Source organism: Agrobacterium sp. 22-221-1, assembly GCF_053522445.1.
Window position 1 is genome coordinate 277,277 of the sequence record NZ_JBNWCL010000002.1, and the last position, 12,370, is coordinate 289,646.

Genomic DNA, 12,370 nt, shown 5'->3' on the forward strand with positions numbered 1-12,370 from the left:
GATCATGAACGTCACTATCCTCGGAGCCGGCGTCGTCGGCGTGACCTCCGCCTGGTATCTGGCCAAAGCCGGACACAAGGTGACGGTGATCGACCGCCAGCCGGCCGCAGCGCTCGAAACCAGCTTCGCCAATGCCGGCGAGGTTTCGCCCGGCTATTCGTCGCCATGGGCCGCCCCCGGTATTCCGGTCAAGGCGATGAAATGGCTGTTCATGAAACACGCGCCTCTCATCATCCGCCCGACGGCAGATCCGGCCGCATGGCGCTGGATGAGCCAGATGCTGCGCAACTGCACCTCGGCGCGTTACGCCATCAACAAGAGCCGCATGGTGCGCGTTGCCGAATATAGCCGCGATTGCCTGATGGCGCTTCGCGAAGAGACCGGCATCGAATATGACCAGCGCATGCAGGGCACGCTGGAGGTGTTCCGCACCCAGAAGCAGTTCGATGCCATCGGCAAGGATGTCGACGTGCTGACGGCAGGCGGCGTGCCTTTCGAGATTCTCGACCGCGACGGCTGCGCCGCCATCGAACCCGGTCTTTCCCCTTCGAAGGAGAAGATCGTCGGTGGCCTGCGCCTGCCCGGCGATGAAACCGGCGACTGCTTCATGTTCACGACAGAACTTGCCCGTATGGCCGAAGAGGCGGGCGTTACCTTCCTTTACGATACCGGCATCATGCGCCCCATCGTCGAGGCAGGACGCGTCAAGGCTGTGGAGACCACCCGTGGGCTGGTGGAGGCCGATATTTTCGTGGCGGCACTCGGCAGCTATTCGCCGCAGTTCGTGCGCCAGCTTGGCCTTACGCTGCCGGTTTACCCTGTCAAGGGTTACTCCATTACGGTTCCGATCGTGAAAGAGGAGCGCGCACCCGTTTCCACGGTCATGGACGAGACGTTCAAGGTGGCGATTACCCGGCTCGGCTCACGCATTCGCGCCGGCGGCATGGCGGAAATCGCCGGTTTCAGCAAGGATTTGCCCGCCGCTCGCCAGGAAACGCTGGCCCACTCGGTGGAAGACCTGTTCGGCGGCGCGGGCGACCAGACCCAGGCGAAATTCTGGTGCGGCCTGCGCCCGATGACGCCGGACGGCACGCCTGTCATCGGCGCCACCCGCTACAGCAATCTTTATCTCAACACCGGCCACGGCACGCTTGGCTGGACCATGTCCTGCGGCTCCGCCCGGGTGCTTGCCGATCTCATCAGCGGCAACAAGCCGGAGATCGACACGCACGATCTGGCGATCAGCCGTTACGCCGCCTGACACGCAATCAACCCGCCATTCCCGTCCCGGGACGGGGATGGCGGTCAATCAGAGCGCCAGTGCATCCTTCAGCGCCAGACCTTCCATCATGCGCAGGTCGAGATCGGCCTCGATATGGTCGAGATGCTGCAACATCAGCGCACGCGCCTTTGCCGTATCTTTCACCTCAAGCGCGTCCAGGAGATCGGCGTGATCGTTGTGGCCGCAGCTTGAAACACCCGAGCGGCCGTAAAGCGCAATGACCAGCGACGAGCGGGCGACCAGCTCGTCCATGAATTTTTCCAGAATGGCGTTGCCGGCAAGCGAGGCCAGCATCAGGTGGAAATCGCCCGATGCCTTGATTTCCGCGCGTCTGGCGCTCGGGCCGCGCTCATGCTGGTGGCGGCTTTCCTGCACCAGATGCTCACGCAGCCGCTTCACCGCCGCCGGCGTGATTTTTTCGATTGCGGCATCCACGACGCCGGGTTCGATCAGCCGGCGCGACGCGAACACCTGCCGCGCTTCATCCGGCGTGGGATTGGAGACGAAGGCGCCCCGGTTGCGTTCGGCCTTCACCAACCCCTCATAGGCCAGCATCTGAAGTGCGGCGCGCACCACCGTGCGGCTGACATCGAACAGCGTTCCCACTTCCGATTCCGACAGTTTGGTTCCTGGCGCCAGCCGCCGGTCGACAATGGCGTCACGCAGCGTATCGCGAATGGCCTGGGCACGGTCTTCATGCGAGGTGTCGGAATTGACGGTTATCTGGGAAAGGCTCATCGGTGCGTCCTGTTTGTTCTTGAGTTCTAGCGCGAAGTGCGTCGCGCGCAAACAGGAATTGCGGGCCGCCGCCGGTCTGCCACAATTCATTCAGCGCCCGTTCAGCAGCCGGGCTGTATTTCCTTAACCATCGAATTTGCAACTGGCAGCGCCCTGCCACCTGGATGGAAGAACACACCATGTCGTCCTTTGCAGCTAAAACCGTTCTGGCTGTCGCCCTCGCCGCCGCCACCATTGTGCCCTTCAACAGCGCATCCGCTGGCGACTGGGACCGCCGCGACCGTCGCGATGCTGCCATTCTGGGTGGCGTGCTCGGCCTTGCCGCCGGTGTCGCCGTCGGCTCCGCAATGTCGCGTCCGGCTCCAGCCTACGACGAGCGCGTCTATGTCGACGAGCCGAGCTATGTCGATGAAGAGCCGGATTACCGTTATTATCGCGCAGCACCGCAGCCGATTTACCGCCCCGCGCCTGTCTATCGCGCCCAGCCGGTTTACGACAGCCGCCCGGTCTACAACCAGCGCCGCACCTATCGCACCATCGAGCCCTGGACAAACGCCTGGTACGACTATTGCTCGCAGCGTTACCGGAGCTTCAACACCCGCACCGGCACCTATACGGATTATGACGGCCAGCGCCATTTCTGCGTAGCGGGTTGATCCGCCAGCCATTGAGCACACTTGTAGCTGTTATTGTCAGGCCGCAGACGGAAAAGTCTGCGGCTTTTCAGTGAGAGCCGCCCCGAACTCTGCGTCATCCTCGGCCCTGTGCCGAGGATCCACTCGCGTCCGTAAAATCAAAAGTTGCAGATGCTCGGGACAGGCCCGAGCATGACGATCAAGAGTCTAGGCCGTCGCCATAAGTCCCGCCTTGCACCATTTCACGCCACACCGTTCTTCACATAATCCGCCCGGTTGATGCCGTGGCGCTGCAGCTTGTCGTAAAAGGTCTTGCGGGCGATGCCGAGGGTGGCAATCGTTTCGGCCACGTCGCCATTCGATTGTTCCAGCGTTTCGCGGATGATGCGCGCCTCGATCTCGTCCATGCGTTCCGGCAAGGTGCCGGAGGCGGGTATCACGGATCGTAATGCGGGCGGCTCCGCTGGTTCCGTCTCCAGCCCCAGCACTACTCTTTCGGCGAAATGCCCGAGTTCGCGCACATTGCCCGGCCAGTCGTGGTCATTGAGGCGGCGGGAAATGCCGGCGCTGATCTGCGGCACCGCCATGTTAAAACGGTTGGCGGCCTTGGTGACGAAATGGGAAAACAAGAGCGGAATATCCGCCTTGCGTTCGCGCAGCGGCGGAATGGACAGCGTCACCACATTCAGCCGGTAATAGAGGTCCTCGCGAAACGTGCCGCGCTCGGACGGATCGCCAAGATCGACCTTGGCCGCCGCGACCACGCGAATATCGACCGGCCGCTCCTCATTCGACCCAAGCGGCGAGACCTCGCGCATTTCCAGCACACGCAGCATCTTCACCTGCACCGCAAGAGGCATGCTTTCGATCTCGTCCAGAAACAGGGTGCCGCCGCTCGAATGTTCGATGCGGCCGACGCGCTTTTTCTGCGCGCCGGTGAAAGCCCCCGGCTCATGGCCGAAAAGCTCGCTCTCGATCACCGTTTCCGGCAGCGCCCCGCAATTCAACGCCACGAAATTACCCTTTGAGCGTTTCTTGCTCCAGCGGTGAAGGGCCGTCGCCACCACTTCCTTGCCGCTGCCCGTCTCGCCCGCCACCAGTACATCCACATCCGTATCGGCAATGTGCCGCAGCGTGGTGCGCAGGCGCTCCATGGCGGGCGTCTGGCCGATCAGCGGCAGATCGTCCTCAGCCTGTCCCGCCGCCCGGCGAAGCGCCCGGTTTTCCAGCACGAGGCGGCGTTTTTCCAGCGCCCGGCGGGCGCTTTCCACCATGCGTTCAGCGGGAAATGGCTTGGCGATGAAATCATAGGCGCCATTGTGAAGCGCATCGACCGCCATCGGCACATCGCCATGGCCGGTGATGAGGATAACCGGCAGATCAGCATCGATCTTGCGGACATGGTCGAAAAATTCGAGCCCGGTCATGCCGGGCATGCGCACATCGGTGATGACGACGCCGTCGAAATCCTCGTTCAAGGCCGCAAGCGCCTGTTCTGCGCGGGAAAACGACGTGACCGGCAATCCATCGAGTTCCAGCGTCTGCACCATCGCCTTGCGCAGCTGGGAGTCGTCGTCCACCAGGAATATGGTTCCATCCACCCTCATGTCATGCTCGCTTCAGAAATACGGAAAAACATGTGCCCGCCTTGCTGCTCGCCACCTCGATACGCCCGCCATAATCCGAAGCAATATCGTTGGAGATGACGAGACCGAGGCCGAGGCCGCTTTCCTTGGAGGTATTGAAGGGCGAAAAAAGCTGGGCGCGGATGGCTTCGGCAATGCCCGTGCCATTGTCGCTGACGGAAAGCACGACCATGTCGCCTTCCTCGCGCACCCGAACTTCGACACGGGCCGCCCCGGTCTCTTCCGTGGCTTCCAGCGCGTTTTGCAGAAGATTGATGAGGATCTGCTCCAGCCGGATACGGCTGCCGAGCACTTTCAGGTCCTGATCCGGCAACACGATATCCAGCGCATCCATCTGCCCGGAGAAGCGGCTGCGCAACAGCATGACCGCACCTTCGATAACCAGTCGGACACTGACAGGCTCGGCGGCGGTGCGGCCCTTGCGCGCCAATATCTTCAGGTCGCCGGTAATCGTGCCGATGCGCTCGGTCAGTGCCGCGATGTTTTCGAGATTTTCGTTGGCCTCGGACATGCGGTCGCGCTTCAGTAGCGTGCGGGCATTGTCGGCAAAGGCGCGGATCGTCGCGACTGGCTGGTTGATTTCGTGCGCCACGCCCGCCGCCACCTGCCCCAGAATGGAAAGGCGGTTGGCCTGCACCAGTTCGTGCTGCACATTACGCAACTCGCCCGAGGTCTTTTCATGCAGGGCGATTTCGGCCTGCAGATGATCGCGGGTCTTGGTCAGATCGCGGGTCCGCTCCTGCACCTTCATTTCCAGCTCAGCGCGGGCGCGCTGCTCCTCTTCCTTTTCCTTGAGCGCTTTGTGCCTGCGCCAGAGCCACAGGGCCGACAGCGCCATCAGCGGCATCAGCGTCGCCAGCGCCACCACCCTGCCCTCGCGGATGGCCGCGTTCAGCGCCGGCGCGACCGGTTGGAGATAGTGCAGCGTCCATGAAGTGGTTGGCACCGGCACTTCCAGCCGCAGATAATCGCCGCGTTCCCTCCCCGGCTCATCGACATGAATGAGCGGAACACCCTCGCTCGCGCGCCGCGCCGCGCGAAACGGCAGCGTTGAAAGCGCCTCATTGCCGAATTGCAGGCTCTCGGAAATGATTTTCCGCCGCGCCTCATCGATCGGCGCAACAGTCTTGAAGCGCCATTCCGGCACGCTGGTCATCAGCACGACGCCGTTTCTGTCGACCACATAGACCGGCTTGCCGCCGATGTTCCAGTCTGTCTCCAGCCGATTGAACTCGACCTTGGCAATGACGACGCCAAGCGGCCGCCCATCGGCGGCATCGATGCGGCGGGAGATATAAAGACCCGGCCGACGGCTGACATTGCCGAGAGCATAATGTTCGGACATGCCTGTCTTCATCGCCGCCTGGAAATATTCGCGGAAAGCATAATTGGAGCCGACAAAGCTGTCGTCCTGCCGCCAGTTGCTCGACGCGATGGTCAATCCGGTCGGCCCGGTCACATAGATCACCGAGGATTGTGTGCCTTCAATCAGCCCCTCCAGCTTGCGGTTCAACCGGTCGAGGGCAGGAGCACCGCCGCCATCCAGCGCGGCGGCAAGATCGGGATCTCCGGAGAGGACAAGCGGAATGGCGCGCGGCCGCTCCAGCGCGACATTCAGGAGCGCAATCTTCAGTTCGGCATCCGTAGCGGCTTCGGAACCGGCCATGCGCAGCGCCTGATTGCGGGCGAACTCATCGGCCACCAGCAGAACGCCAAGACTGACGAGCAGCCACAGGCCCGCCAGCGCCAGCCATTGCGCCCGCCGCTTCGCATGGGAATGAGATGCCTGATCCTGATAGGTCATGCGACAATTGTGCGGATTTACACACAGACCGCAAGAGATTTTGTCCGGAATTCCGCACAAATGCATGTCGGCCGATGAAGCGCCAATAAAAACTACTTTTGAAATCAGCCAGTTACACCAAATAAGCAAGTCTGGCATGCGTATTGCACATGACTCCGCAATCGGCGCGAAGCCGTCAACGTCACGGCGATCCCGGGAGGCCAATAAAGGCAGGGTGAGGCCGAGGAGGAAAAAACATGATCGATACGACAGCCGTGGCCGCAGGCCACGCCAAGCAGCCATTCTACAAGCACCTGTATTTCCAGGTTCTGGTGGCCATCATCGCCGGTATCGCGCTCGGCCATTTCTATCCGGCCTTCGGCGAACAGCTGAAGCCGCTCGGCGACGGCTTCATCCGCCTCGTCAAGATGATCATCGCTCCCGTCATCTTCCTCACCGTCGCAACCGGCATCGCCGGCATGAACGACATGAAGAAGGTGGGCCGCGTGGCCGGCAAGGCCATGATCTACTTCCTCGTATTCTCCACGCTCGCGCTCATCGTTGGCCTCATCGTCGCCAACACCGTGCAGCCGGGCGCCGGCATGAACATCGATCCGGCCACGCTGGATGCCAAGGCCGTCGCGACCTACGCCGACAAGGCCCATGAGCAGACCATCACCGGCTTCCTGATGAACATCATCCCGACCACTATCGTCGGCGCTTTCGCCAGCGGCGATATCCTGCAGGTGCTGTTCTTCTCGGTTCTGTTCGGTATCGCGCTCGGCATCGTCGGCGAAAAGGGCAAGCCCGTCACCGATTTCATGCACGCCCTGATGTATCCGATCTTCAAGCTGGTCGCGATCCTGATGAAGGCCGCCCCCATCGGCGCTTTCGGCGCCATGGCCTTCACCATCGGCAAATACGGCATCTCGTCCGTCACCAACCTCGCGATGCTGATCGGCACCTTCTACGTCACGTCCTTCCTGTTCGTGTTCGTGGTTCTCGGTGCGGTATGCCGTTACAACGGCTTCTCCATCGTCGCGCTCATCCGCTACATCAAGGAAGAACTGCTTCTGGTTCTCGGCACGTCGTCTTCCGAAGCCGCCCTGCCGGGCCTGATGAGCAAGATGGAAAAGGCCGGCTGCAAGCGCTCCGTCGTCGGCCTCGTCATCCCCACCGGTTATTCCTTCAACCTTGATGGCACCAACATCTACATGACGCTGGCAGCCCTCTTCATCGCGCAGGCGACCGGTATCCACCTGTCCTTCGGCGAGCAGATCCTGCTGCTGCTCGTGGCCATGCTCTCCTCCAAGGGTGCCGCCGGCATCACCGGCGCGGGCTTCATCACGCTCGCGGCAACCCTCTCTGTTGTGCCTTCGGTTCCGGTTGCCGGCATGGCGCTGATCCTCGGCATCGACCGCTTCATGTCGGAATGCCGTGCGCTCACCAACTTCGTCGGCAATGCGGTCGCCACCATCGTCGTCGCCCGCTGGGAAGGCGAACTGGATCAGGATCAGCTCGCCCGCGTGCTGAGCGGCCAGGAAGAGTTCACCGGCATCGCCGATGTGGATCAGCTTCCGGCTTCGGTGCAGCCCGCCGAATAATAAGACCTCCCAAGGTCCGGCCTGTCCCGGTTTCTCCGGGCAGGCACATATGGAAAGCCCGGCGCATCGACTGGATGCGCCGGGCTTTCATTGTTCAGGCTCGCACCCACCCAATGGGGTTTTTATCGGCCGGAAGATGCGATAGAGCCGAAGCGTAACCAATGCGATAAGCGGAGTGGCGGCATGAAGAACCTGTTTCTGGCCTGGCAATTCTGGGCGCTGCTATCGGCGGCCTTTGCGGCTTTGACCGCCATCTTTGCGAAGATCGGCGTCGAAAATATCAATTCCGATTTCGCCACTCTCATCCGCACCGTCGTCATTCTCGCCGCCGCCGGCCTGATGGTTTACATCACCGGCAACTGGCAGCAGCCTTCCACCATCTCGGGTAAAACCTGGGTGTTCCTCGTGCTCTCCGGTCTGGCGACCGGGGCATCGTGGATATGTTATTTCCGGGCGCTTAAACTCGGCGACGCCGCCCGCGTCGCGCCTATCGACAAACTGAGCGTCGTGTTTGTCGCCGTCTTTGCGGTGCTGTTTCTGGGCGAAAGGCTGTCTTTGCCCAACTGGCTCGGCGTGGTGCTGATCGCCTGCGGCGCGGTGCTTGTGGCCTATCGGGGATAGGCCGGCCGGATAAACCGGCCGGCACAATCGCTGGAGTCGTCAGCCTCGGGCAGCCGCAACCTTGTCGAGACCACGCTTCACGCCGGCAAACAGCTCGTCCAGCTGTTCGGCCGTAATGATAAGCGGCGGGCAGAAGCAGATGGATTCGCCGATAGGCCGGGTGATGACACCCTCTTCCTCGATGGCGGCGGCAAGGGCGAGCGTGGTATCGCCCGGCTTCATGCCCTCCCACGGTTTCACCTCCAGCGCGCCGATCAGGCCGATACCGCGCGAGGAATGAATGAGCGGATGATCGGCCAGCGCCTTCAGATGATCGAGAAACTTGCCTTCCAGCCGGGCGACATTGCCGACCAGATCGCGCTCCTGAATGATCTTCAGGTTTTCCAGCCCCACAGCCGTCGCGACGGGATGGCCGGAGGCGGTGTAACCATGGCCGAAGGAGCCGATACGGTCGGATTCATCGGCAATCGGCTGGTAGAAATTGTCATTCATGATGATTGCCGAAAGCGGCATATAGGACGACGAAATCTGCTTGGAGACGACAAGCACATCCGGCTTGATGCCATAGGTCTCGCAGGCGAACATTTTGCCGGTTCGGCCGAAACCGCAGATCACCTCATCCACCACAAGCAGAATATCGTATTTCTTCAGGATCGCCTGTACGCCCGCCCAATAACCTTCCGGCGGCAGGAGCACGCCGCCGGCGCCCATTACCGGCTCGCCCCAGAAAGCGGCAATGGTTTCCGGGCCTTCGCGGAGGATCAGATCCTCCAGCTCCTTCAGGATACGCGCGGTGAAATCCGCCTCGCTTTCCCCTTCCTTTCCAAAATGCACATAGGAAGGGCAGGCCGTATGCAACATGCGGTCCAGCGGCAGGTCGAAACTTTCATGGTTACGCGGCAGGCCGGTGATCGAGGCCGAGGCAATCGTCACACCATGATACCCCTTGATGCGGCCGATGATCTTCTTCTTGTCGCGTCTGCCCAGCGCATTGGAGCGATACCAGACCATCTTGGCGACCAGATCGTTGGCCTCGGAGCCGGAGGAGGTGAAATGCACCTTGGACATCGGCACCGGTGAAAGCTCGATCAGCAGCTCGGCCAGATCGACCGACGGGCCGTGCGTCTTGTAGGAAAAGGTGTGGTAATAGGGCAGCTTCTGCATCTGCTTCGTCGCCGCTTCCACCAGCCGCTGTTCACCGAAGCCGAGCGCCACCGACCACAGCCCCGCCATCGCCTCGATATAGCGCTTGCCGCTGCTATCGGTGACATAGATGCCCTCGCCGCTCTCGATCACCAGACCGCCGGTCTTTTCGAATTTGCGCAGATTGACGTTCGGATGCATCTGATAGGCGATATCGCGTGCCTCGACGGAATTCGGCAGGATGGTCATCGATGAAGGCTCCATTTTCGGTTGATGCTCGGCGTGTCAGACGTGCTGGCCGCCATTGATGTGAATTTCCGCGCCGTTGATGTAGCTCGACTGCTCCGAGCACAGGAAATAGATGGTCTGCGCCACCTCGGCCGTGGTGCCGAGCCGCCCGAGCGGCACCTGGGCTTCCACCAGTTCCGCCGTTCCGGGGGAGAGGATGGCGGTGTTGATCTCGCCCGGCGCAATCGCATTGGCGCGCACGCCGCGCGGGCCGAACTCATGCGCTAGTTCCCGCGTCAGCGCCGCGAGCGCCGCCTTCGACGTGGCATAGGCCACGCCGGCAAAAGGATGCACCCGTGAGCCGACAATCGATGTAACGTTGACGATGGAGCCTTTTGCCGCTTCCAGTTCGGGCAAAAGCGTGCGGGCGAGCAGCGCCGTCGAAACGAGATTGACGTTCAGCACCCGCGTCCAGATTTCCGCCGTCGTATCCATGACACCGAGACGGCTACCGCCCTCACCCTTCGGCGAAATTCCGGCATTGTTGACAAGCGCCGCAAGCTTTCCCTCCGGCAGGCGTGAACGCACCTCGTCCGCCAGATCGTCAATGCGGGACAGGTCCTCCAGATCGGCCTGAATGTGGCTCTCCCGCGCCGACGGCCAACGGCATTCCTCGGAGAAAGGTTGCCGCGATACGGTGAGAATTCTCCAGCCCTTTTCCTGAAACAGCTTGACGGTGGCGTGCCCTATTCCGCGGCTTGCGCCGGTCAGAAGCATATAAGGAACAGCCATGTGAGAACTCCTGTGCCATGCGGACCGTTGAGCCGGCCGCGCATTCAGCCCCGCATGTTAGAGCGCTGCCACCGGCTGACAAGGTCTTTTTTGTCGCGGCGCAGCGATGGCGGATCGGCGACGGGCTAATCCCATTTGATGCACGGCTTTCACCCGAACGGAATATTTGAAGCCGACCGTTTACCCATAAAATGAAGCCTCCCGAATGTGTGATCAGTATTGGGAGGGGGACGAATGCGCATCGATATCATCGACACGGACGCCGGCTTCGAGGCGATCCGCGAAAACTGGGATGCGGTGTTCATGGCCGATCCCCATGCCCGGCATTTCCTCTCCTGGGGGTGGCTGAGGGATTATATGCCGCGCCGCAGGCGCTGGTTCATTCTTGCGCTGCGCGAACGGGCGGAAGGCTCGCCCTATGTGGCGTTTTTCCCGCTGCGCATCGTCACCGAACCGGACAAGAAAACCGGACGCTTCCACGACAGCATCGTCATGGCCGGCAATGCGGCGGCGGATTACACGGGTTTCATCACCCTGCCAGACTATGAAAATCACGCAGTCGCCGGTTTCTGTTCCTATATACGCCAGCAGAACTGGACCGAGCTGAAGCTCGATTATCTTTCCGGCCCGCCGGAACGCCGCGAGGCGATGATCCGCGCACTTCAGGGCCCGCTCGTCATGTTTCGCGACAACATGCCGACCAACCCCTACAACATCAACAATTGCATCTGCCCGGTGGTGGCCCTGCCGGAGACCTTCGACGGCTATCTCGACAGCCATATGAGCAGCCAGACCCGGCAGAAGCTGAGGCGTTTCCTGAGAAAAGTGGAGGGCGGCGACGAATATCGCATCACCTTTGCAACGAGGGAAACAATCAAGCGGGATATGGACATTCTGTTCGATTTCTGGCGCATCCGCTGGGCGCCGCACAAGGGCAAGGAACGCACGGAACTCCTGATCGGCGCGACACGGCAGATGCTGATGGATGTCTATATCCGTGGCGATCTGGAAGTGCCGGTGCTCTGGTTCGGCGACCAGCCGCTCGGCGCGCTCGCCAATATCATCGACCGCCAGAAGAAATCGGTGCTGTTCTACATCACCGGCCGCGACGAGAACTGGAAGACCCCTTCCCCCGGCCTCGTGCTGCATGGCCATTGTATTCGCAGGGCAATCGAGCAGGGTTTCAAAACCTATGATTTCCTGCGCGGCAACGAGCCTTACAAATATTTCTTCGGGCCGGAGGAGCAGAAGCTGAGCTGCACGCTGTTCCGCACCCGCTCGGGCGACAATCTCGGCGGCACGCTTCACCCGCGCAGCATCCGGTTTGTCTACGAACAGGCCCTCAAACTCTATAAGACCGGTCAGAAGGCAGCCGCCAATATTGCCTTCGCACAGGTGCTGACTGCGGCACCTGACCATCTCGGCGCGCAATTCGGGCTCGCCAATCTGTTGTTCGACCGGGGCGAATTCCGGGAGGCCGAAATCGCCTTTCTCAGCCTCCTGGCCGCCGGGCAGGAACCCGTCGTCCTGTGGCTGCGTATCGGCGAGGCCCGGCTGGCGCAGCAGCATTACCATGAGGCATCCGAGGCCTTCCGCCAGGTGACCAATCGCGCGCCCTTCCACCGGGAGGCGCTTTACAAATGCGCCGTAGCGCTGATTGCCGTCGAAAGAACGATGGAAGGTGCGGAAATCCTCGACAGACTGCAGCACTATCATTCGGACGATGCGGCGCATCTGGAATATGCGGAGAAGGCCCGTGCAGCCCTTGCCCGGCTGGAACTGGCAAAAGCCAAGGTTCCGCTGCCAGCCGATGTCGTCACGCTCGCCATCAAGCCGAAAGCGGCGGGCAAACGCTGGCACCCGCCAAAGGTTTTGCATTAAAGGCTACGCCCTGTAAG

General features: G+C 61.4%; 10 protein-coding genes. 5 read left to right on the forward strand and 5 right to left on the reverse strand.

The features are described 5' to 3' along the window. The first annotated feature begins 4 nt into the window (after nucleotides 1-4). Nucleotides 5-1,261, forward strand: a complete 1,257-nt coding sequence (locus tag ACQZ5N_RS04785; protein WP_065655608.1) for a D-amino acid dehydrogenase — start codon at nucleotides 5-7, stop codon at nucleotides 1,259-1,261. A gap of 48 nt (nucleotides 1,262-1,309) precedes the next feature. On the opposite strand, the gene ACQZ5N_RS04790 is transcribed toward ACQZ5N_RS04785, so the two are convergent. Next, nucleotides 1,310-2,020, reverse strand: coding sequence for a GntR family transcriptional regulator (locus ACQZ5N_RS04790; RefSeq protein WP_448732259.1), 711 nt, complete (start codon nucleotides 2,018-2,020; stop codon nucleotides 1,310-1,312). A gap of 179 nt (nucleotides 2,021-2,199) precedes the next feature. Here ACQZ5N_RS04790 and ACQZ5N_RS04795 point away from each other — a divergent pair, with 179 nt between their 5' ends. Further along, entirely contained in the window at nucleotides 2,200-2,676 is a 477-nt protein-coding gene (locus ACQZ5N_RS04795; protein WP_448732260.1) for a BA14K family protein, read from the forward strand. Between the two features lie 221 nt (nucleotides 2,677-2,897). Here ACQZ5N_RS04795 and ACQZ5N_RS04800 read toward each other — a convergent pair whose 3' ends face one another. Both ACQZ5N_RS04800 and ACQZ5N_RS04805 read right to left on the reverse strand, forming a co-directional pair. Continuing rightward, nucleotides 2,898-4,262, reverse strand: a complete 1,365-nt coding sequence (locus ACQZ5N_RS04800) for a sigma-54-dependent transcriptional regulator (protein WP_448732261.1) — start codon at nucleotides 4,260-4,262, stop codon at nucleotides 2,898-2,900. Nucleotide 4,263: 1 nt separating this feature from the next. Beyond that, nucleotides 4,264-6,105: a sensor histidine kinase gene (locus ACQZ5N_RS04805; protein ID WP_448732262.1), complete on the reverse strand. Its 1,842-nt coding sequence runs from the start codon at nucleotides 6,103-6,105 to the stop codon at nucleotides 4,264-4,266. Nucleotides 6,106-6,341: 236 nt separating this feature from the next. Between ACQZ5N_RS04805 and ACQZ5N_RS04810 the strand changes: the two genes are divergently transcribed. Next, nucleotides 6,342-7,688: a dicarboxylate/amino acid:cation symporter gene (locus ACQZ5N_RS04810; protein ID WP_003519920.1), complete on the forward strand. Its 1,347-nt coding sequence runs from the start codon at nucleotides 6,342-6,344 to the stop codon at nucleotides 7,686-7,688. Nucleotides 7,689-7,871: 183 nt separating this feature from the next. Continuing rightward, nucleotides 7,872-8,309 carry an EamA family transporter gene (locus ACQZ5N_RS04815; RefSeq protein WP_059758266.1) on the forward strand — a complete coding sequence of 146 codons (438 nt, stop codon included), beginning with the start codon at nucleotides 7,872-7,874 and terminating at the stop codon, nucleotides 8,307-8,309. A 39-nt stretch (nucleotides 8,310-8,348) separates the two neighbouring features. On the opposite strand, the gene ACQZ5N_RS04820 is transcribed toward ACQZ5N_RS04815, so the two are convergent. After that, nucleotides 8,349-9,701, reverse strand: a complete 1,353-nt coding sequence (locus tag ACQZ5N_RS04820) for an aspartate aminotransferase family protein (protein WP_174039884.1) — start codon at nucleotides 9,699-9,701, stop codon at nucleotides 8,349-8,351. A 36-nt stretch (nucleotides 9,702-9,737) separates the two neighbouring features. Next, complete coding sequence (locus tag ACQZ5N_RS04825) at nucleotides 9,738-10,472, reverse strand: SDR family NAD(P)-dependent oxidoreductase (RefSeq protein ID WP_003524050.1); 735 nt, start codon at nucleotides 10,470-10,472, stop codon at nucleotides 9,738-9,740. Nucleotides 10,473-10,706: 234 nt separating this feature from the next. Between ACQZ5N_RS04825 and ACQZ5N_RS04830 the strand changes: the two genes are divergently transcribed. Next, nucleotides 10,707-12,353, forward strand: a complete 1,647-nt coding sequence (locus ACQZ5N_RS04830; RefSeq protein ID WP_448732263.1) for a GNAT family N-acetyltransferase — start codon at nucleotides 10,707-10,709, stop codon at nucleotides 12,351-12,353. Nucleotides 12,354-12,370 lie beyond the last annotated feature (17 nt).